Annotated in this window: 24 protein-coding genes; 12 read left to right on the plus strand and 12 right to left on the minus strand. The window is 62.3% G+C overall.

The features are described from left to right. Positions 1-50: 50 nt before the first annotated feature. Positions 51-602 carry an RNA polymerase factor sigma-70 gene (locus tag M2497_RS22690; RefSeq protein WP_005789991.1) on the plus strand — a complete coding sequence of 184 codons (552 nt, stop codon included), beginning with the start codon at positions 51-53 and terminating at the stop codon, positions 600-602. 18 nt (positions 603-620) lie between these two features. On the opposite strand, the gene M2497_RS22695 is transcribed toward M2497_RS22690, so the two are convergent. Continuing rightward, complete coding sequence (locus M2497_RS22695; protein ID WP_248483363.1) at positions 621-1,409, minus strand: transporter substrate-binding domain-containing protein; 789 nt, start codon at positions 1,407-1,409, stop codon at positions 621-623. Between the two features lie 94 nt (positions 1,410-1,503). Beyond that, positions 1,504-2,127, minus strand: a complete 624-nt coding sequence (locus tag M2497_RS22700) for a TetR/AcrR family transcriptional regulator (protein WP_071489790.1) — start codon at positions 2,125-2,127, stop codon at positions 1,504-1,506. Positions 2,128-2,280: 153 nt separating this feature from the next. Between M2497_RS22700 and M2497_RS22705 the strand changes: the two genes are divergently transcribed. From M2497_RS22705 to M2497_RS22740, 8 genes are all read left to right on the plus strand, one after another. After that, positions 2,281-4,059, plus strand: a complete 1,779-nt coding sequence (locus M2497_RS22705) for an acyclic terpene utilization AtuA family protein (RefSeq protein ID WP_248483365.1) — start codon at positions 2,281-2,283, stop codon at positions 4,057-4,059. Positions 4,060-4,072: 13 nt separating this feature from the next. Next, on the plus strand, positions 4,073-4,945 hold the full coding sequence (locus M2497_RS22710) for an SDR family oxidoreductase (RefSeq protein ID WP_248483367.1): 873 nt from the start codon (positions 4,073-4,075) through the stop codon (positions 4,943-4,945). A gap of 3 nt (positions 4,946-4,948) precedes the next feature. Then, positions 4,949-6,565, plus strand: a complete 1,617-nt coding sequence (atuC, locus tag M2497_RS22715; protein WP_248483369.1) for an acyl-CoA carboxylase subunit beta — start codon at positions 4,949-4,951, stop codon at positions 6,563-6,565. Positions 6,566-6,582: 17 nt separating this feature from the next. Then, a complete protein-coding gene (gene atuD, locus M2497_RS22720; protein WP_248483371.1) occupies positions 6,583-7,740 on the plus strand; it encodes an acyl-CoA dehydrogenase family protein in 1,158 nt (385 codons plus the stop codon). Further along, positions 7,737-8,498: an enoyl-CoA hydratase-related protein gene (locus M2497_RS22725; RefSeq protein WP_248483373.1), complete on the plus strand. Its 762-nt coding sequence runs from the start codon at positions 7,737-7,739 to the stop codon at positions 8,496-8,498. Before atuD ends, M2497_RS22725 begins: the two co-directional genes overlap by 4 nt. Before the next feature lie 93 nt (positions 8,499-8,591). Further along, positions 8,592-10,475 (plus strand): acetyl/propionyl/methylcrotonyl-CoA carboxylase subunit alpha, encoded by a 1,884-nt coding sequence (locus M2497_RS22730; RefSeq protein WP_248483375.1) that lies wholly within the window; start codon positions 8,592-8,594, stop codon positions 10,473-10,475. A 74-nt stretch (positions 10,476-10,549) separates the two neighbouring features. After that, positions 10,550-11,092, plus strand: a complete 543-nt coding sequence (locus M2497_RS22735; protein ID WP_071492722.1) for an exonuclease domain-containing protein — start codon at positions 10,550-10,552, stop codon at positions 11,090-11,092. A 63-nt stretch (positions 11,093-11,155) separates the two neighbouring features. Then, a complete protein-coding gene (locus tag M2497_RS22740) occupies positions 11,156-11,440 on the plus strand; it encodes a pyrimidine/purine nucleoside phosphorylase (protein WP_058424671.1) in 285 nt (94 codons plus the stop codon). A 66-nt stretch (positions 11,441-11,506) separates the two neighbouring features. Here the strand turns inward: M2497_RS22740 and M2497_RS22745 are convergent, their stop codons facing one another. Both M2497_RS22745 and M2497_RS22750 read right to left on the minus strand, forming a co-directional pair. Beyond that, entirely contained in the window at positions 11,507-12,313 is an 807-nt protein-coding gene (locus M2497_RS22745) for an MOSC domain-containing protein (RefSeq protein WP_248483377.1), read from the minus strand. 39 nt (positions 12,314-12,352) lie between these two features. Further along, complete coding sequence (locus M2497_RS22750) at positions 12,353-13,288, minus strand: chemotaxis protein CheV (protein WP_058424673.1); 936 nt, start codon at positions 13,286-13,288, stop codon at positions 12,353-12,355. Positions 13,289-13,829: 541 nt separating this feature from the next. Between M2497_RS22750 and M2497_RS22755 the strand changes: the two genes are divergently transcribed. The 3 genes from M2497_RS22755 (at position 13,830) to M2497_RS22765 (ending at position 16,198) form a co-directional block, all read left to right on the plus strand. Then, positions 13,830-14,279, plus strand: a complete 450-nt coding sequence (locus tag M2497_RS22755) for a hypothetical protein (RefSeq protein WP_179029427.1) — start codon at positions 13,830-13,832, stop codon at positions 14,277-14,279. A 369-nt stretch (positions 14,280-14,648) separates the two neighbouring features. Next, positions 14,649-15,542 carry a sensor histidine kinase gene (locus M2497_RS22760; RefSeq protein ID WP_248488247.1) on the plus strand — a complete coding sequence of 298 codons (894 nt, stop codon included), beginning with the start codon at positions 14,649-14,651 and terminating at the stop codon, positions 15,540-15,542. Next, positions 15,539-16,198 (plus strand): response regulator transcription factor, encoded by a 660-nt coding sequence (locus tag M2497_RS22765; protein ID WP_071492719.1) that lies wholly within the window; start codon positions 15,539-15,541, stop codon positions 16,196-16,198. Before M2497_RS22760 ends, M2497_RS22765 begins: the two co-directional genes overlap by 4 nt. Here M2497_RS22765 and yegS read toward each other — a convergent pair. The 8 genes from yegS to M2497_RS22805 form a co-directional block, all read right to left on the minus strand. Next, a complete protein-coding gene (gene yegS, locus M2497_RS22770) occupies positions 16,157-17,077 on the minus strand; it encodes a lipid kinase YegS (RefSeq protein WP_248483379.1) in 921 nt (306 codons plus the stop codon). The two genes, M2497_RS22765 and yegS, sit on opposite strands and share 42 nt — an antisense overlap. Before the next feature lie 816 nt (positions 17,078-17,893). Further along, positions 17,894-18,286 (minus strand): DUF2802 domain-containing protein, encoded by a 393-nt coding sequence (locus tag M2497_RS22775; protein WP_058427218.1) that lies wholly within the window; start codon positions 18,284-18,286, stop codon positions 17,894-17,896. Continuing rightward, on the minus strand, positions 18,287-18,769 hold the full coding sequence (locus M2497_RS22780) for a chemotaxis protein CheW (RefSeq protein ID WP_010564003.1): 483 nt from the start codon (positions 18,767-18,769) through the stop codon (positions 18,287-18,289). A 53-nt stretch (positions 18,770-18,822) separates the two neighbouring features. After that, complete coding sequence (locus tag M2497_RS22785) at positions 18,823-19,611, minus strand: CheW domain-containing protein (RefSeq protein ID WP_248483381.1); 789 nt, start codon at positions 19,609-19,611, stop codon at positions 18,823-18,825. Continuing rightward, positions 19,611-20,399, minus strand: coding sequence for a ParA family protein (locus M2497_RS22790; RefSeq protein WP_179028676.1), 789 nt, complete (start codon positions 20,397-20,399; stop codon positions 19,611-19,613). Before M2497_RS22790 ends, M2497_RS22785 begins: the two co-directional genes overlap by 1 nt. Before the next feature lie 51 nt (positions 20,400-20,450). After that, positions 20,451-21,338: a flagellar motor protein MotD gene (gene motD, locus M2497_RS22795; protein ID WP_248483383.1), complete on the minus strand. Its 888-nt coding sequence runs from the start codon at positions 21,336-21,338 to the stop codon at positions 20,451-20,453. 15 nt (positions 21,339-21,353) lie between these two features. Beyond that, a complete protein-coding gene (locus tag M2497_RS22800; protein WP_033900785.1) occupies positions 21,354-22,094 on the minus strand; it encodes a flagellar motor protein in 741 nt (246 codons plus the stop codon). Continuing rightward, positions 22,094-23,227: a chemotaxis response regulator protein-glutamate methylesterase gene (locus M2497_RS22805; protein WP_248483385.1), complete on the minus strand. Its 1,134-nt coding sequence runs from the start codon at positions 23,225-23,227 to the stop codon at positions 22,094-22,096. Before M2497_RS22805 ends, M2497_RS22800 begins: the two co-directional genes overlap by 1 nt. Positions 23,228-23,262: the final 35 nt, after the last annotated feature.

Here is a 23,262-nt window from a genome sequence, read left to right on the forward strand (position 1 = left end):
CCCCGGCAAGGACGCCCTCCCCTAACCTCTTTTGCGACAAGGTGATTTCCATGACGGAACAAGTATCCACAGGCAGGTGCGACTCACCGCTTCTCCAGGCATTCGTCGATAACCGGCTGATTCTGGTGAAGATCGCGGCCCGCATTACCGGCTGTCGCTCCCGCGCCGAGGATGTAGTGCAGGACGCCTACTTCCGGCTGCAATCGGCGCCGACGATCACCTCATCGTTCAAGGCGCAATTGAGTTATCTGTTCCAGATCGTGCGCAACTTGGCCATCGATCACTACCGCAAGCAGGCCCTGGAGCTGAAATACTCCGGGACGGAAGAGGAAGGCTTGAATGTGGTTATTCACGGCGCTTCACCGGAAACCTCGCACATCAATTTCAACACCCTGGAAAACATCGCCGACGCCCTGACGGAGCTGCCCCAGCGTACCCGCTATGCGTTCGAGATGTACCGCCTGCACGGCGTGCCGCAAAAGGACATCGCCAAGGAACTGGGCGTATCGCCGACCCTGGTGAACTTCATGATCCGTGATGCGCTGGTGCACTGCCGCAAGGTGTCGGGCAGCCATAGCGATACGTTTGCACGTCGAGTGTGATGCCGGGCCGGTGGTGCCTCAGGGCACCGCCATCACATCAATGCGGTACGGCTCGAAAATCTTCAGCATCTCGCCATCGTCGCGCAAACGCTTGAGCAACGCGGCAAACGCGTCCCCCGTGATCGGCGCTTTCGGGCGCAACAACGCGTAGTGGTGATACACCTGGTCGATGCGCTCCGAGACCAGGAACTGCCCCGCCATCTGCGCATTGCGCACCATGAAATCACTCAGGTACGAGCGCGTCACCAAGGCGATATCGGCACGCCCGCGCGCGACCATCAGCAGGTTGCTGTCATGGGAGTAGGTCAACGTGGCGTTGAAGTGCTCGGCCATGTACTTGGGGTCGGGGTTGAAGTTGGCGAAGGCGTAGTGATAACCGCTGAACACCGCCAGGCGTTTACCTCTCAGGTCAGCGAAATAACTTTGGTCACGACCGGGCTCACGCTGGGCGACGAAGATTTCCGCATCTTCCAGGCCCATGTCGACCGACGTGTGGGCAATCTCCTGCCAGCCCCAGGCAGGGTTTTCGAAGATCGCCATATCCACGCGGCCCTGCTCGAAATCGCGAAAACGTCGCGGGATGGAGGTGGGCACCAAGACAAATTGGTAGTCGGTTTGCGCGGCGTTCAGGGCTTCGACTAGTTGCGGCAGCAAACCGGTGTCGGCACCCTGCTCCGGTCGCACGGTGTAGGGTGGGAAATGCGCCGCGCCGATGCGTACCAACTGCGCAGCCGAAGCCGGCATCCACCACGCGGTGCCCAGTGCCCAAAAGGTAAGTCCTGCAGCCAGCCGCCATGGCGAAAACATCAAGGCACGCACCGTTCAAAAACGCTCATGGCGATAAGCTAGGCGTTTTTGTCTGGAGAGACAACTTTCCAGCGGTAAATTAATAGCTTGCGCCTCAATCGGCCTTCAAAACCATCAGCAGGGCTTCTTCGGCCAACTGCTCCAGCGTCAGGCTGCCCTCGGCGCGAAACCAGGTGGTGGTCCAGGACAGTGCGCCGGTGAGGAAACGCCGCGTGATAAATACATCCCCACGGATGTAGCCCGCATCCTTGGCCTCCCCCAGCACTTGCAGCCAGAGCGCCTCGTACACATCGCGCAGGGCCAGCACCTGGGCCTGGCCTTCGGCCGACAACGAACGCCACTCGTACACCAGCACCGCCATGGCCTCGCCGCTGCCGCCCATGATCGACTGCAATTCGCAGCGGATCAGCGCCAGCACGCGTTCGCGCACGTTGCTCGCCTCTTCCAGCGAAGCGCGCATCATCGCGGTGTTGTAGTGGATGGTTTCTTCCATCACTGCGCGCAGGATCTCGTCCTTGCTCTTGAAGTGATGAAAGATACTGCCGGACTGGATGCCCACGGCGCTGGCCAGGTCGCGCACGGTGGTACGTTCGAAGCCCTTGTTGCGAAACAGATGGGCCGCGGTTTGCAGCAGCTTGCCCCGGGCGCTGTCGGGGTCGGTCAATTGGCCGCCATCGACCATGGTGCGCATGACCCGCAGGGCTTTGTGCTCATCCATGCCTCTCTCCTCTACTTCCACGGACGTCTTGGCCCGCAATTTAGGCCGTGGCGGCCACCCAAGCAAGCGCTTGGCTGAAACTTGTATCCGCAGTTTACAAACCAAGCGCTTGCTTGGTAGTCTCGACCCCAGCCATTCGAGGAAGGATTTCTCATGAGCAAGACGGTTCGTATCGGCTGTGCCAGCGCCTTCTGGGGCGACACCTGCACCGCCGCCGCCCAATTGGTGCAGGGCGGCCAGCTGGATTACCTGGTGTTCGACTACCTGGCGGAAGTCACGATGTCGATCATGGCCGGTGCGCGGATGAAAGATCCCCAGGCCGGCTATGCCACGGATTTCGTCGAAGTGCTCACGCCGCTGCTGGCCGATATCCAGCACCAGGGCATTCGTGTGATCAGCAACGCCGGTGGCATCAACCCCCAAGCCTGCGCCGCCGCCCTGCAAACGGCCTGCGACAAAGCCGATATTCCCTTGAAAATCGCCGTGCTGCTGGGCGACGACCTGCAACCCCAACTCAAACACCTGCATGGCATCACCGACATGTTCAACGGCAGCCCACTGCCGCCGTTGTGCGTGTCCGCTAACGCCTACCTGGGCGCACCCGGCATCACCCAGGCGCTGAAGCTGGGCGCGGATATCGTCATCACCGGCCGCGTGGTGGACAGCGCAGTGGTCAGCGCGGCGCTGGTGCATGAATTCGACTGGTCCTGGCAGGATTACGGCCGCCTCGCCCAGGCCGCACTGGCCGGGCATATCATCGAATGCGGCGCGCAGTGCACCGGCGGCAACTTCACCGATTGGCGCGACGTACCGGACTACGAGCACATCGGCTTTCCCATCGTCGAAGTCAGCGCCGACGGCCAATTCACCGTCAACAAGGTCGACGGTACAGGCGGCTTGATCAGCGAACTCAGCGTCGCCGAACAACTGCTGTATGAAATCGGCGACCCGCACGCCTACCTGTTGCCCGATGTGATCTGCGATTTCAGCCAGGTCAAATTGCAGCAGCAAGGCAACAACCAGGTACGCCTGCACGGCGCCAAGGGCTTGCCACCTACCGACCAGTACAAGGTCAGCGCCACTTACCCGGACGGTTTCCGCTGCACCGCCAGTTGCCTGATTGCCGGGATCGACGCGGTCGCCAAGGCCGAGCGGGTCAGCCAGGCGATCATCAACAAGACCTCGGAACTATTCAGCCAGCGCGGCTGGGCGCCTTACACCGAAGTGAACATCGAATTGCTCGGCAGCGAAGCCACCTACGGCGCCCACGCCAGGCGCCAGGACTGCCGCGAAGTGGTGGTGAAACTGGCGGTGCGTCACCCCAACAAACACGCACTGGTGCTGTTCGCCCGTGAGATTGCCCAAGCCGCGACCGGCATGGCGCCGGGCCTGACCGGCATCGTCGGCGGACGGCCGACGGTGTACCCGTTGATCCGACTGTTTTCGTTCCTGATCGATAAAACGGCCTGTGACCTGGCCATCGACTTCCAGGGCGAGCGCCACCCCTGCGCACTGCCACCTGCCGACACCCCGCGCCTGCCCGATGCGTCCATCGATCCGCCCAAGCCCCAAGGTCGCGCCGACGCCAGCGTGCCATTGGTGAAACTGGCCGTGGCGCGCTCCGGCGACAAGGGCAACCACAGCAATATCGGCGTGATCGCCCGCCATCCCGACTACCTGCCATGGATCGCCGAAGCACTCACCCCGCCAGTGATCGTCGACTGGATGGGCCATGTGCTCGACCCTGTGCACGGCCGCGTCGAGCGCTGGTATCTGCCCGGCAGCCACAGCCTCAACTTCCTGCTGGAAAACGCGCTGGGCGGCGGTGGCATCGCCAGCCTGCGCATCGACCCGCAGGGCAAAGCCTTCGCCCAGCAACTGCTGGATATCCCGATTGCCGTGCCGCAACACATTGCCGATCAACTCGCATAACAGGAGCGTTGCCGTGGCCTTCGACTCGATCTTCAAAGCCAACCTGTTCCAGGGGCAAACCGTGATAGTCACCGGTGGTGGCAGCGGCATTGGCCGTTGCACTGCCCATGAACTGGCGGCCCTAGGCGCTCACTTGATCCTGGTGGGACGCAAGGCAGACAAACTGCAGAACGTCGCGATAGAGATTGCCGAAGACGGCGGCAACGCCGATTGGCAGGTGTGCGACATCCGCGATGAAGAGGCGGTCAAGGCGCTGGTCAAACACATCCTGCATGCGCACGGTCCGATCCATGGCCTGGTCAACAATGCGGGCGGTCAGTACCCCTCGCCACTGGCCGCAATCAACCAGAAAGGCTTCGAAACCGTACTGCGCACCAACCTGGTCGGCGGTTTCCTGGTGGCGCGGGAAGTGTTCAACCAATCCATGAGCAAGCACGGCGGCGCCATCGTCAACATGCTCGCCGACATGTGGGGCGGCATGCCCGGCATGGGCCACTCGGGGGCGGCACGGTCGGGCATGGACAACTTCACCAAGACCGCCGCGTTCGAGTGGGGCTATGCCGGCGTGCGGGTCAACGCCGTGGCGCCGGGCTGGATCGCCTCCAGCGGCATGGACACCTACGAAGGCGCGTTCAAGGCGGTGATTCCCACGCTGCGCGAACATGTGCCGCTCAAGCGCATCGGCACCGAGTCGGAAGTCAGCGCGGCCATCGTGTTCCTGCTCAGCCCCGCCGCTGCCTTTATCAGCGGCAGCACACTGCGCATCGACGGCGCCGCCAGCCTGGGCAGCCGCGCCTGGCCGTTGCACAAGGCGCAGGCGCCGAGCGAACCCTTCAACGGCTTCCACCGCGCCTACTTGCCGGATGTGCTCAAGGCGGAGCAATAGAGCATGCCAGTGATTGAATCCCTGATCGACGCCCACAGCGCCCAATTCGCGCAAAACCGCGAAGCCATGCTGGCCGCCATCGCCCAACTGCGCCAACTGGAAGACACCCTGCTGAGCAAGGCGCAGGACGCCAAGCCCAAGTTCGACAAGCGCGGCCAACTGCTGCCACGCGAGCGCCTCAACCTGCTACTGGACCCTGGTGCGCCGTTCCTGGAACTGGCCAGCCTGGCCGGCTACAAGCTGCACGACGACAAGGACGGCAGCGCCGCCGGTGGTGGGTTGATCGCCGGCATCGGCTACGTCAGCGGCGTGCGCATGCTGGTGGTGGCCAATAACAGCGCGATCAAGGGCGGCACCATTTCCCCCACCGGCCTGAAGAAATCCCTGCGCCTGCAACAAATCGCCCTGGAGAACAAACTGCCAGTGGTGACCCTCGCCGAAAGCGGCGGTGCAAACCTCAACTATGCTGCCGAGATCTTCGTCGAAGGTGCGCGCAGCTTCGCCAACCAGGCGCGCATGTCGGCCATGGGCCTGCCGCAGATCACCGTGGTGCATGGCTCGGCCACGGCCGGCGGCGCGTATCAACCGGGGTTGTCGGATTACGTGGTGGTGGTGCGCGGCCGGGCCAAACTGTTCCTCGCCGGCCCGCCGTTGCTCAAGGCCGCGACCGGCGAAGTGGCGACCGATGAAGAACTGGGCGGTGCCGAGATGCACGCACAAACCGCCGGCACCGCCGAATACCTGGCGGAAAACGATGCGGACGGCGTGCGCATCGCGCGCGAAATTGTCGGCCTGTTGCCCTGGAATGATCGCCTGCCACAGACGCTGAAACGTGCCTACGCAGAACCGCTGTACCCCATCGAAGAGCTGCTGGGCCTGATCCCGGACGACCCGAAAAAGCCCTACGACGTCCGCGAAATCCTCGCGCGCCTGGCCGACGGCTCGCACTTCCTCGAGTTCAAGGGCGAGTTCGACGCCCACACCGTCTGCGGCCACATGCACCTCCAGGGCCGCGCCGTCGGCGTGATCGGCAACAACGGCCCTATCACACCGAAGGGGGCGAGCAAGGCCGCGCAATTTATCCAACTGTGCGACCAGAGCCGCACGCCGCTACTGTTCCTGCACAACACCACCGGCTTCATGGTGGGCACCGAGTCGGAGCAGCAAGGCGTGATCAAGCACGGCGCGAAGATGATCCAGGCGGTGGCCAATGCACGGGTGCCTAAACTGACCATTGTGGTCGGCGGTTCCTACGGTGCCGGTAACTATGCGATGTGCGGTCGCGGCCTGGACCCGCGCTTTATCTTCGCCTGGCCCAACAGCCGCACGGCGGTGATGGGCGGTGCCCAGGCCGGCAAGGTGCTGCGCATCGTGACAGAGGCCAAGCAATTGAAGGACGGCCTGGTGCCGGACCCCAAGGTGCTGGACATGCTGGAACAGGTCACTGCGCAGAAGCTCGACAGCCAGTCCACCGCGCTGTATGGCAGCGCGAACCTGTGGGACGACGGGCTGATTGACCCTCGGGATACACGGACCTTGCTCGGTTTTCTGCTGGATATTTGTCATGAGGCTGAGGTGCGGCCATTGCAGCCCAACAGCTTTGGTGTGGCGCGCTTCTAATCAGGAGAACAATAAAAATGATCTTCACCCAAGAACACCAGGAACTGCGCCGCAGCGTCCGCGCCTTCGTCGACCGCGAGATCAACCCCCATGTGGACGAATGGGAAAAGGCCGGGCGCTTTCCCATCCACGATATTTTCCGCAAGGCCGGTGACCTCGGCCTGCTGGGCATCTCCAAACCAGAGAAGTTCGGCGGCATGGGCCTGGACTACAGCTATTCCATTGTCGCCGCCGAAGAGTTCGGCACCATACGTTGCGGCGGCATTCCCATGTCCATCGGCGTGCAGACCGACATGTGCACACCGGCCCTCGCCCGCTTCGGCTCCGATGCACTGCGCGAAGAATTCCTGCGCCCGGCCATCAGCGGCGAGCAGGTCGGCTGCATCGGCGTCTCGGAAACCGGCGCCGGTTCCGACGTGGCCGGGTTGAAGACCCATGCGCGCAAGGATGGCGACGACTACGTGATCAACGGCAGCAAGATGTGGATCACCAACTCGCCCAGCGCCGACTTCATCTGCCTGCTGGCCAACACCTCCGATGACAAGCCGCACATCAACAAGTCGCTGATCATGGTGCCGATGAACACCCCCGGCATCAGCGTCAGCCCGCCCCTGGAAAAGCTCGGCATGCACAGCTCCGAGACCGCCCAGGTGTTTTTCGACGGCGTGCGCGTGCCGCAACGCAACCGCATCGGCCACGAAGGTGCGGGGTTCATGATGCAGATGCTGCAATTCCAGGAAGAACGCCTGTTTGGCGCGGCCAATATGATCAAGGGCCTGGAGCATTGCATCGACAGCACCATCGAGTACTGCAAGGAGCGCCAGACCTTTGGCAAGGCGCTGATCGACAATCAGGTCATTCACTTTCGCCTGGCCGAACTCTCCACCGAAATCGAATGCCTGCGTGCGCTGGTCTACCAGGCCACCGAGCAGTACATCAAAGGCCAGGACGTGACGCGCCTGGCGTCCATGGCCAAGCTCAAGGCCGGGCGCCTGGGCCGCGAAGTCAGCGACAGTTGCCTGCAATACTGGGGCGGCATGGGCTTCATGTGGGACAACCCCGTGGCCCGCGCCTATCGCGATGTGCGGCTGGTGTCGATCGGCGGCGGCGCCGATGAAATCATGCTGGGCATCATCTGCAAGTTGATGGGCACCTTGCCGGGGAAAAAACCATGAACACCTTGTTGCTCGAACCCCACAACGGCGTGCTGCACATCACCCTCAACCGGCCCGACTGCCGCAATGCGATGAGCCTGGAGATGGTCAATGAACTGCGCGCGGTGTTGGCGCAGTTGGATGTCCAGACGCGCGCGGTAGTGATCAGCGGCGCCGGCGGACATTTCTGCGCCGGGGCGGATGTGAAGGACCTGGTCACGGCGGGCAATCAACTACAGGCATTGAACCGGGCGTTTGGCACCTTGCTGCAGGAAGTGCAAGCGCTGCCGCAGGTGGTGATCGTGGTGCTGCAGGGCGCGGTGCTGGGTGGTGGATTTGGGTTGGCGTGCGTAAGTGATATCGCCATCGCCGATCACCAGGCGCAATTCGGCCTGCCGGAAACCAGCCTGGGCTTGTTACCGGCGCAGATTGCACCGTTTGTGGTCAAGCGCATCGGGCTGACCCAGGCACGGCGGCTGGCGCTGACGGCGACACGGTTTGATGGGCTTGAAGCTGAGCGGCTGGGGGTGGTGCACTTTACCGAGCGCGACCCGCAGGCGTTGGCGCAGCGGTTGGATGACGTGCTGGGGCAAGTGCTGAAGTGTGCGCCGGGGGCGAATGGGCGTACTAAAGCGCTGTTGCTGGCCAGTGTGGATGAGCCGCTGGAGGCGGTGCTGGATCGGGGCGCGCAGTGGTTTGCCGAAGCGGTGCGCAGTGACGAAGGGATTGAAGGGACGCAGGCGTTTGTGCAGAAAAGAAAGCCTCGGTGGTGCAAATGACGCCATCGGGGGCAAGCCCTCTCCCACAGTGTGGGAGGGGGCTTGCCCCCGATGAGGCCCGATCAAACACCCCATCAGCCAAGGGATAAACCCATGCCCGCCTTCAACAAAATCCTGATCGCCAACCGCGGCGAAATCGCCTGCCGCATCCAGCGCACCGCCCAAGCCCTGGGCTACCGCACCGTCGCCGTCTACAGCGATGCCGACGCCCAGGCCCTGCATGTGCAGATGGCCGACGAAGCCGTCAATATCGGCCCCGCCCCGGTACAACAGTCGTACCTCAATATCGAGGCGATCCTCGCCGCCGCCAGACTCACCGGCACCGATGCGATCCACCCCGGCTACGGTTTCCTCTCGGAAAACCCCGACTTCGCCCGTGCCTGCCAACACGCCGGCCTGACCTTCATCGGGCCCAGCGTCGAGGCCATCGAACTGATGGGCAGCAAACGCCTGTCCAAACTCGCCATGCTCGACGCTGGCGTGCCGTGCATTGCCGGCTATCAGGGCAGTGCCCAGGACGACGCTACCCTGCAACAGGAAGCCGAACGCATCGGCTACCCATTGATGATCAAGGCCAGCGCCGGCGGCGGCGGTCGCGGCATGCGCCTGGTGCACCACGCCAAAGCCCTGCTGGACAACCTGCACACCGCCCGCTCGGAAGCCAAAAATGCCTTTGGCAGCGACGAACTGATTCTTGAGCAAGCGCTGATCGAGCCGCGCCACGTCGAGATCCAGTTGTTCGGCGACAGCCACGGCCACTTGATCTACCTCGGCGAACGCGACTGCTCGGTCCAGCGCCGCCACCAGAAAGTCATCGAGGAAGCCCCCTGCCCCATCATGACGCCCGAGTTGCGCCAGGCCATGGGCGAAGCCGCATTGAAGGCCGGGCGTGCGGTGAATTACGTGGGCGCCGGTACCGTGGAGTTCCTGCTCGACCGCAATGGCCGGTTCTACTTCCTGGAAATGAACACCCGCCTGCAGGTGGAACACCCGGTGACCGAGTTGATCACCGGCCTCGACCTGGTGGATTGGCAGTTGCAGATCGCCGCCGGGCAACCGCTGCCGCTGACCCAGTCGGAGGTGACCCTGAGCGGCCATGCCATGGAAGTGCGCCTGTACGCCGAAGACCCAACACAGGGCTTTCTGCCGCAAACCGGCGAGGTACTGCGCTGGGAACCGGCGGCCGGCGTGCGCATCGACCATGGCGTGGTGCAGGGCCAACGTATCAGCCCGTTCTACGACCCGATGCTGGGCAAGCTCATCGCCCACGGCGCCACCCGTGAAGAAGCGCGGCGCAAACTGCTGCGGGCGGTGGAAGACACGCTGTTGCTGGGCGTCGCAACCAATCAGCAACTGCTGGCTGATTTGCTCAAGCATCCGGCGTTTATCAACGGCGATTTCAGCACCGGGTTTATCGCCGAGCACTTCAGCGAGATCCCACGCCAGCCTGTATCGAGCGAACAGCTAGCCCTGGCCGCTGCGCTGTTCTACACCCACAGTGCCGAGCAACATCCCCACGGTCTGTCGGGCTGGCGCAACAACGCCAGTAGCCCTTGCACCTACCGCCTTGAGGTCAACGGTGAAATCCACACCGTCAGTACCGAACCCCTGCTGCTCAGCGCCGACGGTCGCCACGCCACCCTGATGCTCAACGGCATCCGTCGACGCATGGCCTATCATCTCGAAGGCGACCAACTGTGGCTACCCGGCCTGTGCGTGACCAACCGCACCCAGCAAGTGGCCAGCCGCCAGGCCGATGCCAGCAGCGGCACGGTCAAGGCGCCGATGGACGGCGCCATCGTTGATGTGCGGGTCAGCGCCGGTGATAGCGTCACCAAGGGCCAACTGCTGCTGGTGCTCGAAGCCATGAAAATGGAGCATCCGCTGACCGCCGGCATCGACGGCGTGATCAAGGGCGTGCAGGTGATTGCCGGTGACCAGGTGCGCAATCGCCAGGTTTTACTCGAGATCATCTAGCCCCCTAGGCGGAACTACAGGGCCGGGCTACGCTCTATCCCCAACAGAAAGGGAAGAGTACGGGAACCTGCGCGATGCCTCATTGGCTGATTATTGACCTTGAAGCCACAACGGATGAAGGCGGCTGGCCCGTGACGGAGATGGAAGTCATCGAGATCGGCGCAAGCCTGGTCAACCGCCAGGGCCGCGAGCTGGATCACTTCCAGCGCTTTGTGCGGCCGCTGCGCCGCCCCTTGCTGACGCCTTTTTGCCGGCAGTTGACCCACATCACCCAGGCGAACATTGATGGCGCAGTGCCGATCACCGAGGTATGGCCGCTGTTTGAACGCTGGCTGGGCCAGCACCAGGCGCGCCTGGAGGGGTGGGCCAGTTGGGGCGATTACGATCGCAGGCAACTGGAGCTGGAATGGCAGCGCCATGGCCTGGCCAGCGCCCTCGCCACCACGCCCCATGTGAACCTCAAGCAGCGCTTCGCCAAGGCCCGGCGCCTGGACAAGCCCCTGGGGCTCAACGGCGCCCTGCAATTGGCAGGGATGCAGTTCCATGGCCAGCAACATCGGGCGCTGGAGGATGCGCGCAACACGGCGCGCCTGCTGCCGTTGATTTTGCCGGTCTAGGCAGCTTCCCTGGCCTTGGGCATACTGGCCGACCTTTCCAGACCCTTTTCCGAGGAATCGCCCATGTTTAAAGTCAACGAGTACTTCGACGGCACCGTCAAGTCGATCGCTTTCGGCACCGCAGAAGGTCCGGCGACCATCGGCGTCATGGCCCCCGGCGAATACGAATTCGGCACCGCCCAGCGTGAAATCATGCACGTGGTGTCCGGTGCCCTGACCGTCAAGCTGCCTGATGCCAGCGACTGGGAAACCTTCGCCGCCGGCAGCCAGTTCAACGTGCCGGCCAACAGCAAGTTCCAACTCAAGGTCGCCGTGGACACCGCTTACCTGTGCGAATACCGCGGCTAAGGGTTTCCCGGAAGCAAAAAAATGCCCGTCTCCTGCGAGACGGGCATTTTTTATGGGCGTCGAACACTATTCGAGAATGGTCACCGGCATCCCCACTTCCAGGCGGCCGATGCCATCGTTGACCAGGTTCTGGCCGAAGATCGCGCCATTTTCAGTCTTGCGATAGGTTTCCAGCGTGGCGAAGGGTTCACGGTCAGCACTGCGTTCGCCGGTCTGCGGATCGATGGTGGTGAGGATGCAGCGCGAGCAGGGCTTGACCGCACGGAACTCCACATCACCGATACGCAGGCGCTTCCAGCCATCTTCGGCGAAGGCGGTGCTGCCTTCGATCACCAGGTTGGGTCGAAAACGCAGCATCTCCATGGGCCGGCCGATGCGTTGCGAAAGGTCATCCAGCGAAGCCTGGCCAATCACCAGCAGCGGGTAGCCATCGGCAAACGCGACCTGGTCATCGTCCTTGCCATAACCGGCCTCGGTGGTGCGGGCGCGTTCAAGGGGGATCTGCACCAGCCGCGTCGGCTTGCCGATAAAGTCACTGACCCAGGCCGCTGCCTCGTCGCCTGCGTCCGGCACCCGCAAGGTGTCGCGCCAGATGGTCACACCGCGCAACTCGGCATTACCGCCCGGCAGTGCGACATCCAGCGGCGTGTAACCGGGCGAACTCAAGGTGAGCCCGCCGTTGCGGTTCCACAGTGCCGACAGTTGACTCATCTTGGCCACGGCGCGCTGCGTGAGGAAGCGCCCGCTGGCTTCGTCCACCAGCATCCAGCGTCGATCCCCATCCACCCCGAGCTTATCCAGGCCGACCTGTTGCAGGATTTCGGCCTTGCCGGACTTCAAGGGGTAACGGTACAACGCGCTGAGACGAAGCATGAGCCTGCATTCCTGAGGGGCAAAGCCATCACCCTAAGGTCATGCGGGCACTTCGTCCAGCATCAGACGCTGACGCACCACGTCCACCAGCTTGTCGGGCTGGAATTTGGACAGGAAATTGTCGCAGCCGACCTTCTTCACCATCGAGTCGTTGAAGCTGCCTGACAGCGAGGTGTGCAACACCACGTAAAGACTGCGCAGGCGCGGATCGTTGCGGATCTCGGTGGTGAGACGGTAACCGTCCATCTCGGGCATTTCGGCGTCGGTGAAAATCATCAGCAGCTTGTCGGTCATCACATGGCCGGCGTCGGCCCAGGCCTTGAGCATGTTCAACGCCTTGAGGCCGTCACTGGCGATGTGCATCTTCACGCCCAGTTGGCCAAGGGTGTCGCGCAGTTGCGAGAGGGCCACGTTGGAGTCATCCACCAGCAGCACTTCGCGGCCGCGGGCGCGCTCCAGCACCGGGTCTTCGAGTTTCTCGCGGGAAACCTTGGCGTTGTACGGCACGATCTCGGCCAGGACTTTTTCCACGTCGATGATTTCCACCAACTGGTCGTCGACCTTGCTGATGGCGGTGAGGTAATGCTGGCGCCCGGCACTGGTCGGTGGCGGCAGGATGGCCTCCCAGTTCATGTTGACGATGCGGTCCACACCGCCCACCAGGAAGGCCTGCACCGAGCGGTTGTACTCAGTCACGATGATGGTGCTGTTGGGGCCAGGCACCAGCGGGCGCATGCCGATGGCCTGGGACAGGTCGATCACCGGCAGGGTCTGGCCACGCAGGTTGACCACACCGCACACGAAAGGATGACGCTGGGGCATCAGGGTCAACTTGGGCAGTTGCAGCACTTCCTGCACCTTGAACACGTTGATGGCGAACAATTGGCGCCCCGCCAGGCGGAACATGAGGATCTCCAGGCGATTCTCACCCACCAGTTGCGTGCGTTGATCTACCGTGTCGAGAATGCCGGCCATTAAAAGCTCCTGATGCGCTGAGGAATTTGTGCGGTTCACATAAGGTGAGTTATCGGCGGCGAACGCCAGACCTTGACCCCCGTAAAATGCCACGTAAATCCATTGATGTCACACTGACATCATGCTTTACTGCGCTGGCCTCTCCGTATGGCAAGAAAGCGACGTTGCGCGACATTCAATTCGACGCAAGGTTCCGCTATGTAAGGGATTCCCCTACGCACAATCAGGCCCAACCTGATATTCGCAATATCTAATAGCCATTAATGTGACGCCATTCTCAATGCATGAATGGAGTCAGGCTTTTGTTTGCCATCCCAAGCCCTCGGCCCACGGGCCTTCCAGACATACAGATGTCGGCAATCGAAGGTGTGCAATTGACCCCTTTCATGAGGGCAGCGCACAGCCGTTGCCGTCACTCTAATAAACGTCCTACTGAAAACTCAGAAGCCGCCTACAGGTCCCAGTCATATTTCGGCGCTATTTTTAAGCCATTCACCCAGTGCGACATCTCATCACCCGACCTTATGTTGTGGAGACTTGTATGATGAACAGCGCAAATGAATGGCAAACCACACTCCCCGAGTTCCTGCTTGAAGCAGAAACGCTGCTGGCCAAGTCGGAAGAGTGCTTGAGCCACCTGCACCTGATTCGCGACGACAGCGACGCCATCGACTGCATGAAGTCCAGCCTGGCCAAACTGGCCGAAAAGGCCGACAGCCTGGCCCTGCAGGTGATCAGCGAGTTTTCCCGGCATATCCAATACCTGATCGCCAATGCGGCAAGCCCGATGCAACTGCATGACCAGGCGCTGGATGCACTGCATGCGTGCCTGACGCTACTCGCGTGGCAACTGGAACTGATCGATGTGCGTACCGGCGAACTGAGTATGGACGAGAGTGAGCAGGCGACATTGATTGCAACCGTCACGCTGCAGATCCCGCAGAAGGATTTCACTTATAAACCGCAGCAGCGTGTGCACCACGCCTCTTGAGTGGATAACAAGTCGTATTCGAACCCGAAGTTATCTAAAAACGACACGACTATTAACTCGTTGGACTTGAACAGCGCAGACAAAGATATCAATTAGCCATTAACGGTAATAACGATACAACCAAACAGAAATAATATAACTTCCCCACTCCATGAACTCTGGGAATACCGCCCGGAGCATTTGCGCGGTCAATAATCCGGTGAGGCACGGCACCAGGCGACCAACGGTAACAGTGGTGGTACTATGCCCCGCTCGAAGTGACTCAACTTCATCATGCATAAAAACGATTCGATAACGCATTCCAAACAGAGCCCCGTCAGCCGCAGTGACCGGACTTCCCGTAGCGCACCCTCATTGGCTCCATCCGCTATGTACGCCAGCCTCAAGACACTCATCGCAAGGTCCGCGTCCCGCAGCAATGCACGCCGTTTGATCCTCGCCCTGTGTCTTGGCTCGCTGCTGCTGAGCCTCTGGACCTATTCCAGCTCCGAACCGCTGCCGTTGCTGGTGATTGCGCTTAACCTGGCCACTCTCGTGGTGGTCGGCCTGCAACAATGGCGTTCACGCAAGTCCATCAAGTTCCAGCCCCAGGAACTGGCCGATCGCCTGTTGCAGGTACAGGAAAACGAACGTCACCGCCTCAGCCGTGAACTGCACGACGATATCGGCCAACTGCTCACCGCGGCCAAGCTGCAAAGCGAATGGCTCAAGCGTCGCCTGCCCGACGACCTGCAAGCCCAGTGCTCGGTGCTGTGCAACACCCTGAATGAAACCCTGGCCAAGGTGCGTGACGTTTCCGCCATCCTCAACCCTCGCCAGTTGGCCAGCCTGGGCCTGGAAGCCAGCCTGCGTGCACACCTGCTCAAGACCCTGGAAAACACTCCGATCCACTGGAGCCTGGAATGCCAGCAACGGCTGACCGGAATCCCGGAAGAAATGGCGGTGGCGGCCTTCCGCATCACCCAGGAAGCGGTGACCAACATGCTGCGCCACGCCCAGGCGCGCAACCTGCTGGTACGCCTGCAACGCTTGCCCGAAGGCCTGACGCTGACCATCTGCGATGACGGCCAGGGTTTCTCACCGTCCATCAATCCCGGCCTGGAAGGCCAACGGGGCATGGCCGGCATGTCCGAGCGGATAGATCAGCTTGGCGGTACGTTGTCCGTCAGCAGCCAGCCCGGCAATGGGACACGGATCGAAGCGCTTTTCCCCTGGGCGCCCCGCGCCCTCGAACGGGCCAGTTCCCCTAAGGTTCTCGAGTGAGCTGCAAATTACTCCTGGTGGATGACCATGCACTGATCCGGGCCGGCGTACGCGCGCTGGTCCAGGATATTCCCGGCTACACGGTGATCGGCGAAGCCAGCGATGGCGCGCAGTTGCTGGAGCAGTTCAGCGCCCTGCTGCCGGATATCGTGCTGCTGGACCTGTCGATGAAGCACACCGGCGGCCTGGACGCCTTGCAGCAACTCAAGCGCGCCTACCCCAAGAGCAAAGTGCTGATCCTGTCGATGCACACCGACCCGGAACTGATCATGTGTGCGCTGGAGTCCGGCGCCCATGGCTACCTGCTCAAGGACACCACCGCCAACGAGCTGGAACACGCGCTGCTGGCCTTGCGCAACAACGAGCGCTACCTCAGCCCGGCGATCGCCCACACCGTGATCAACCAGGCGCTGGTGCGCAGCCAGGGGCCGACCACTCCCGCCGGCCACAGCCACAACCTCACGGCGCGGCAGTTGGAGATCCTGCGCCTGATCGTGCGCGGCAAGTCCACCCGGGAGATCGCCCATGGGCTGGGCCTGAGCATCAAGACTGTGGAAGCCCACCGCTCGCAGATCATGAAGCGCCTGCAGATTTTCGACGTGGCGGGCCTGGTGCTATTCGCGGTGCGCGAGCAGATCATCAGCCTGGACGACTAGCGGCGAATCCACCGGCAAGTGTACGCGCAAGGCCTTGGGCAAGGCCTCGAAGTGCAGATCATCGCCCTCCAGCGGCTCGCCATCCAGGTTGATGTACAAGCCCTGTGCGACCTTGATATTCACCCACGGCAGGCGCGCCCGCACAAACATGGTGTCCAGGCCCCAGCCGTTGCTCATCAACTCGCGCAAGGTGCCGACCACTTCCTGGGGGGCCGGCAGGATGCTGACGTCCAGCAGGCCGTCGTCGGCCATGGCGCCTGGACATAGCTCATGCCCACCGCCTGCCTGGCGACCGTTACCGATGCCCAGGGCGAGCAGCTCGCCTTTCCAATGGAAATCGGGGCCATCCAGCTCGGCGTAGGCGGCCTTCAACTCGCTGAATCGCGTCAAACCGGTGAACAGATAGGCGGCGCCGCCCAGGACTTTTTTCAAATCCTCGGAGGTGTTGGCGGTGACCTGGCTGCCGAAACCGCCGGTAGCCATGTTGAGGAAGATCTGCCCGCCGACCTGGCCGAGGTCGATGGCCCTGGGTGGCACGTCCAGCAGCGCCAGCGCCTGGTCAGGCTCCAACGGTACGCCGGCGGCCTTGGCGAAATCGTTGGCGGTGCCCAGGGGCATCAGCACCAGGCTGGCGTCGGTCTTGGCCTGGGCCATGGCTTCGGCTACATCGCGCAGGGTGCCATCACCACCACCGGCGATGATGTGGGTGTAGCCGTCGGCCAGGGCTTCGTTGACCAGGCGCTGGGCGTCGCCACCTTCCCAGGTGACCCGTACGGCCAACTCCCCACCCTGCTCGCGCCGGGCCTGCACGGCTGAACGCACGTCCTCGTTGAGGGCTTGCTTGCCGTGGAGGATCAACAGGGCTTTGGGGGTGGTCATTGGGGAATCTCCTGATTCAAAGGTGCTTGGAGTATGTGGACCTTGGGCGGGGAGAAAAAAGCCATTGGATGGGAAAAAAATCGGATGATTGAGTACATATCCGTTTCTTCGGTAACGGCTGCTATGGGTTCCGCTCTTACAGCGGCTCACTTTTGAACAGCGCAAAAGTAAGCAAAACGCTCTTACCCCAACACTCGGCACCTCGCCTAGGCTCGGTGTGCCCGTAATTCGACAGTGATTTGGGGGGCCGCCGCCACGCGCCATCCATGGCGCGGGGCGGCTAAGATCAAAATCAAAAGCAAAGCGCGGCGGCCGAATAGCCGACCGAATCGTTGAAGCGTACGCGCTCCCCTGTAGGAGCCGGGCTTGCCCGCGAAGGTCGTTAAAGATGACGCGGGAAACCAGAATGAACGCGGCGCGCTCACTGGTTTTAGGGCTGCTTCGCAGCCCAACGCGGGGCAAGCCCGCTCACCACAGTAAAGCGGTTACACGGAACAAAAAACGTATCTACGATGCGCAGCGAGTCGCTCTTGCTTGTGATCTTCGGCGCCCCGTCAAACACGCTGGCCGAACGCAGGCTTGAATCCGTGGGTAACCCGGCAGGACGCCGGGTTAGCCGCACTGGGCCAAGGATGGCCCATTGCGGCGGCCCACGGATTCAAGCCGGAGAGAGGGCACACCGAGCCTAGGCGAGGTGCCGAGTGTTGGGGCGAAGCGTTTTTGGTTACTTTTTGCGCTCTTCAAAAAGTGACCCGCTGTAAGAGCGGAACCCATAGCAGCCGTTGCCGCAGAAATGGATATGTACCCAAACCCCAATCAACTCTTATGCAACTTACTCATCAACTGCGCCTCAGCCTGCGTCAACCCACACGACTGCGTCAGCTCATCCACCGTAGCCCCCATCCCCACCAGCTTCGCCGCCTGCGCAAACGAAAGACTCGAAGGATCGCGCTGCTCAATCTGCGCCAGCTTATCCGGCAACGGCGCAAGAATCGCGCGCAACTCATGCACCTCGTCCCCGACCTTCACCGCACTCTGCTGAAAGTGATCAACCCGCTTCACCAACTCCAGCACCCGCCGGTCACGCACAGCATCACGCTCAGCCTGCTGTAGCAACAACTCGCGCTGCTGACGCACGTAGCGCAACAGGAATGCCAGGGTCCCGGCCCATAACAGGGCCAGGACAATCACCGCGGCCTCAAGGAACAATCAGATGCTCTCCAGTTCCGACCACTCTTCTTCGCTCATCATCTTGTCCAGCTCAACCAGAATCAGCAGCTCGCCGTTCTTGTTGCACACGCCCTGGATGAACTTGGCGGATTCTTCGTTACCCACGTTCGGCGCGGTTTCCACTTCCGATTGGCGCAGGTAGACCACTTCGGCCACGCTGTCGACCATGATCCCGACCACTTGCTTGTCGGCCTCGATGATGACGATACGCGTGTTGTCGTTGACCTCGGTCGGTACCAGGCCGAAGCGCTGGCGGGTGTCGATCACCGTCACCACGTTGCCGCGCAGGTTGATGATGCCCAGCACGTAGCTCGGCGCACCCGGTACCGGGGCGATCTCGGTGTAGCGCAGCACTTCCTGCACGCGCATCACGTTAATGCCGTAGGACTCGTTGTCCAGTTTGAAGGTCACCCATTGCAGGATCGGATCATCCAAACCTTGTGCGGACGCTGACTTATTCATACCCCTGACCCCTTCAAGATTGGCCACGCACCAGCGTGGACCTTATTGTTCAATCAACTGCGTTTAGTAACCGGCATCGTTTTAACCGCGCCACTGGCGATCAACTCGGCCAGTTCGGCGACGTCGAGCAACGCGCACATGTGTTCGATCACGGTGCCCGCCAGCCAAGGCCGTTGGCCCCGGTGGCTGCGCCATTTGATTTCGTTCGGGTCCAGGCGCAACGAGCGGCTGACTTGATGCACCGCCAGCCCCCACTCGTAGCCCTGCACCGAGATCACGTATTGCAAACCCTGGCGGAAGTCGTCGCGGTAGCGGTCGGGCATGACCCAGCGCGCGGTATCCAGCACTTTCAGGTTACCGGCCTGGCTCGGCAGGATGCCGAGGAACCACTCCGGTTGCCCGAACAGCGGCGTCAATTCCTGGCCTTCCAGGGAATAGATCGAGCCCAGGCACACCAGCGGCACCGCCAGCGTCAAGCCGGCGACGTCGAACAACAGGCATTCGAACGGCTCGGCAGCCCAGCTCGGGCGATCATCACCGGTGACCGGCGGCGGTGTGATGCTCGGCGGCAGGTGCACTTCCACCACCGGCTCGACCACCACGGGGGCAATCACCACCGGAGCAATCGGCACGACGACAGGCACAACCTGCGCATCGCGGGCCTGTTCTTCCAGGACGGCCAGCTGGAATTCATCCAGCGTGCTTTCCGGTTCTACAACGGCAGGCTCCAGCACCAGGATCGGTTCCGGCAGCGCTTCCTCGGTCGCGTCCTGCAGCAGGGCATCCAGGTAGGATTCCAGCGCCAGTTGCGGCCGGGTCTTAAATTCGACGGGACGGTTCATCACGCCACCTGCGCCACAAGCTGCTGGGACAGCAGGTGTTTGAGCAACGCGCGGTAGGCCAGTACGCCACGGCTTTTCGCGTCGAACTGCGACGGCGCCAGGCCGGCGCGGCTGGCGTCACGCAGGCGTGTGTCCACCGGGATATAGCCGTTCCAGATAGTGTCCGGGTAGGCATCGCGCAATACGCGCAGGGTGCCGAGGGACGCCTGGGTGCGGCGGTCGAACAAGGTCGGCACGATGCTGAACGGCAGCGCCTGTTTGCGCGAGCGGTTGATCATCGCCAGGGTGCTGACCATGCGCTCCAGGCCTTTGACGGCCAGGTGCTCGGTCTGCACCGGGATAACCAGTTGCTGGCTGGCCGCCAAGGCGTTGACCATCAGCACGCCAAGCAACGGAGGGCTGTCGATGATCGCGTAGTCGAAGTCCTGCCACAGTTGCGCCAGGGTCTTGGCGATCACCAGGCCCAGGCCGCTCTGCCCCGGTGACTGGCGCTCCAGGGTCGCCAGCGCGGTGCTGGAGGGCAGCAGGGAAATGCTTTCGTTACTGGTGGGCAACAGCAGTTGCCCGGGCAGATCGGCCGGCACACTGCCCTTGTGCAGGAACAGATCGTAGTTGCTGTGTTCCAGCGCATCCGGGTCGTAGCCGAAATAGCTGGTCATGGAGCCGTGAGGGTCCAGGTCCACCACGACCACACGCTTGCCCGCCTCGGCCAGCAAGCCGGCTAAGGCGATGGAGGTGGTGGTCTTGCCGACTCCACCTTTTTGATTGGCAACTGCCCAGACTCTCATTCGGTTGGTTCCTCCCGGCAGGCACAGGCGCGACCGAGACATTGCATGGGGTTATTGAGCCGGCGACGGAGAATTGACGGCACTCTGTCGAACCGGCGGTTTTACCGGGGCCGGTGCAGTTTGTGTGCCAGCCCGCTTCAAGGCCGCATCCGGTGTTGCATTAGCGGTGCCGGTGCCGGTCAGGCTGCGGCGCACATCCAGGTTGCGCGACACCACCAGCACCACCCGACGGTTACGCGCGCGGCCTTCCGCCGTGGCGTTATTGGCCACCGGCTGGAACTCGCCGTAGCCCACGGACGCCAGGCGACCAGGGTTAACGCCCTGCATCGCGAGCATGCGCACGATGCTTGAAGCGCGGGCCGAGGACAGCTCCCAGTTGGTCGGGTACTGCGCGGTGCTGATCGGGAAATTGTCGGTGAAGCCTTCGACATGGATCGGGTTTTCAAATGGCTTGAGGATCGCCGCCACCTTGTCGATGATGGTGAACGCCTGGTCACTGGGCAACGCATCGGCACTGGCGAACAGCAGGCTGGAATTGAGTTCGATCTCCACCCACAGCTCATTACCGCGCACCGTCATCTGGTTGGAGCTGATCAGGTCGCCAAACGCCGCGCTGATGTCGTCGGCGATGCTTTTCAGCGGGTCGCTGGTGCCGCCCACGCCGGCAGCGGTTTCATCGCTGTCGTTGACCAGCGGCTTGGCCGGGGTCACGGTCTTGGGCCGCTCTTCACCGATGGGAATCGACTTGAGCGCACGGTCGGCGTCGTTGAACACGCCGATCAGCGCCTGGGAAATGACTTTGTACTTGCCTTCGTTGATCGACGAGATGGAGTACATCACCACGAAAAACGCGAACAGCAGGGTGATGAAGTCTGCATAGGACACCAGCCACCGCTCGTGGTTGACGTGTTCTTCAGGCTCGCGACGGCGACGGCTCACAATACATACCTCCCATCAATCCATGAAGCCCTGGAGCTTCAATTCGATGGAACGCGGGTTCTCGCCCTCAGCGATCGACAGGATGCCTTCGAGCAGCATCTCGCGATAACGCGACTGGCGCATGGCAATCGACTTGAGTTTGCTCGCCACCGGCAGCAGCACCAGGTTGGCACTGGCCACGCCGTAGATGGTCGCGACAAACGCCACGGCAATGCCGCTGCCCAGTTGCGATGGATCGGCGAGGTTGCCCATCACGTGGATCAGGCCCATCACCGCACCGATGATGCCGATGGTCGGCGCGTAGCCGCCCATGCTTTCGTAGACTTTGGCGGCGTTGATGTCGCGGCTTTCCTGGGTGTAGAAATCCACTTCCAGGATGCTGCGGATCGCTTCCGGCTCGGCGCCGTCCACCAGCAATTGCAAGCCTTTGCGTGCGTAGCTGTCGGGCTCGGCATCGGCCACGCCTTCCAGGCCCAGCAGGCCTTCCTTGCGCGCGGTGAGGCTCCAGTTGACCACGCGGTCGATGCCGCCGGGCAGGTCCACGCGTGGCGGGAAAATGATCCATATCAGAATCTGCATGGCGCGCTTGAACGAGCTCATGGGCGATTGCAACAACGCCGCGCCCACGGTGCCGCCGATCACGATCAGCGCCGCCGGGCCGTTGGCCAACGCACCGAGGTGCCCGCCTTCGAGGTAGTTGCCGCCGATGATCGCGACAAACGCCATGATGATGCCGATCAGGCTCAGTACATCCATCAGAGGCAGGCCTCCACCAGATGCTTGCCGATGTCGTCCAGGCTGTAGACGGCGTCGGCCAGGTCCGCCTTGACGATGGCCATGGGCATGCCATAGATCACGCAGCTGGCTTCGTCCTGGGCCCAGATGGCGCTGCCGCCCTGCTTGAGCAGGCGCGCACCTTCACGGCCGTCGGCGCCCATGCCGGTGAGCACTACCGCCAGAACTTTGTCACCGTAGGACTTGGCTGCCGAACCGAAGGTGATATCCACGCACGGCTTGTAGTTGAGGCGCTCATCGCCCGGCAGGATTTTGATCGCGCCACGGCCGTCGACCATCATCTGCTTGCCACCGGGGGCCAGCAGCGCCAGGCCAGGGCGCAGGATGTCGCCATCCTCGGCTTCCTTGACGCTGATGCGGCACAGCTTGTCCAGGCGCTCGGCGAAGGCCTTGGTAAACGCCGCCGGCATGTGCTGGATCAATACGATCGGCGCCGGGAAGTTGGCTGGCAGTTGGGTCAACACGCGTTGCAGCGCAACCGGGCCACCCGTGGAGGTGCCGATGGCGACCAGCTTGTAGGCCTTGCGCTTGGGGGCGGGCGAATGAGCCGACGCCGCAGGTGCCAGCGTGCGAGCGGGTGCCACTGCAGGCCGTGTCACTGGCGCAGGCGCAGGGCGCGCAAACGACGACGTCGGTGCAGCGGGAGCCGGTGCTGGCGCAGCGGTTGGAGTAGGCGTGCTGAACAGGCTGCGACGGTTACTGCGCGAAATGCTGTGCACCTTCTCGCACAGCATCTGCTTGACCTTCTCGGGGTTGCGCGAGATGTCTTCGAAATTCTTCGGCAGGAAGTCCACCGCACCGGCGTCCAGCGCATCCAGGGTGACCCGGGCGCCTTCGTGCGTCAGCGAGGAAAACATCAGGACCGGGGTCGGGCAGCGTTGCATGATGTGCCGGACTGCCGTGATGCCATCCATCATCGGCATCTCGTAGTCCATGGTGATCACGTCCGGTTTCAACGCAATGGCTTGATCAATCGCCTCTTTGCCGTTGGTGGCCGTGCCGACCACCTGGATCGTTGGATCGGCGGAAAGAATTTCCGAGACGCGGCGGCGGAAGAAACCCGAATCGTCCACCACCAGGACCTTGACTGCCATAAACACTCCGTTAGGCGGGGCGGGCACTACCGCCC

The sequence above is a fragment of the Pseudomonas sp. CYM-20-01 genome (genome assembly GCF_023169845.1).
In the GTDB taxonomy this organism is placed as follows: Bacteria; Pseudomonadota; Gammaproteobacteria; order Pseudomonadales; family Pseudomonadaceae; genus Aquipseudomonas; species Aquipseudomonas azotoformans.

Bases quoted from the DNA above. Each gene is read 5' to 3' on its own strand.
- M2497_RS22700 (WP_071489790.1), bottom strand. From the start codon at position 2,127: ATGGATGAGCACAAAGCCCTGCGGGTCATGCGCACCATGGTCGATGGC.
- M2497_RS22800 (WP_033900785.1), bottom strand. From the start codon at position 22,094: ATGGATGTACTGAGCCTGATCGGCATCATCATGGCGTTTGTCGCGATC.
- M2497_RS22760 (WP_248488247.1), top strand. From the start codon at position 14,649: ATGTACGCCAGCCTCAAGACACTCATCGCAAGGTCCGCGTCCCGCAGC.
- yegS (WP_248483379.1), bottom strand. From the start codon at position 17,077: ATGACCACCCCCAAAGCCCTGTTGATCCTCCACGGCAAGCAAGCCCTC.
- M2497_RS22780 (WP_010564003.1), bottom strand. From the start codon at position 18,769: ATGAATAAGTCAGCGTCCGCACAAGGTTTGGATGATCCGATCCTGCAA.
- M2497_RS22790 (WP_179028676.1), bottom strand. From the start codon at position 20,399: ATGAGAGTCTGGGCAGTTGCCAATCAAAAAGGTGGAGTCGGCAAGACC.
- M2497_RS22755 (WP_179029427.1), top strand. From the start codon at position 13,830: ATGATGAACAGCGCAAATGAATGGCAAACCACACTCCCCGAGTTCCTG.
- M2497_RS22750 (WP_058424673.1), bottom strand. From the start codon at position 13,288: ATGGCCGGCATTCTCGACACGGTAGATCAACGCACGCAACTGGTGGGT.
- M2497_RS22730 (WP_248483375.1), top strand. From the start codon at position 8,592: ATGCCCGCCTTCAACAAAATCCTGATCGCCAACCGCGGCGAAATCGCC.
- M2497_RS22745 (WP_248483377.1), bottom strand. From the start codon at position 12,313: ATGCTTCGTCTCAGCGCGTTGTACCGTTACCCCTTGAAGTCCGGCAAG.
- M2497_RS22735 (WP_071492722.1), top strand. From the start codon at position 10,550: ATGCCTCATTGGCTGATTATTGACCTTGAAGCCACAACGGATGAAGGC.
- M2497_RS22805 (WP_248483385.1), bottom strand. From the start codon at position 23,227: ATGGCAGTCAAGGTCCTGGTGGTGGACGATTCGGGTTTCTTCCGCCGC.
- M2497_RS22695 (WP_248483363.1), bottom strand. From the start codon at position 1,409: ATGTTTTCGCCATGGCGGCTGGCTGCAGGACTTACCTTTTGGGCACTG.
- atuD (WP_248483371.1), top strand. From the start codon at position 6,583: ATGATCTTCACCCAAGAACACCAGGAACTGCGCCGCAGCGTCCGCGCC.
- M2497_RS22785 (WP_248483381.1), bottom strand. From the start codon at position 19,611: ATGAACCGTCCCGTCGAATTTAAGACCCGGCCGCAACTGGCGCTGGAA.
- M2497_RS22740 (WP_058424671.1), top strand. From the start codon at position 11,156: ATGTTTAAAGTCAACGAGTACTTCGACGGCACCGTCAAGTCGATCGCT.
- M2497_RS22725 (WP_248483373.1), top strand. From the start codon at position 7,737: ATGAACACCTTGTTGCTCGAACCCCACAACGGCGTGCTGCACATCACC.
- M2497_RS22705 (WP_248483365.1), top strand. From the start codon at position 2,281: ATGAGCAAGACGGTTCGTATCGGCTGTGCCAGCGCCTTCTGGGGCGAC.
- atuC (WP_248483369.1), top strand. From the start codon at position 4,949: ATGCCAGTGATTGAATCCCTGATCGACGCCCACAGCGCCCAATTCGCG.
- M2497_RS22690 (WP_005789991.1), top strand. From the start codon at position 51: ATGACGGAACAAGTATCCACAGGCAGGTGCGACTCACCGCTTCTCCAG.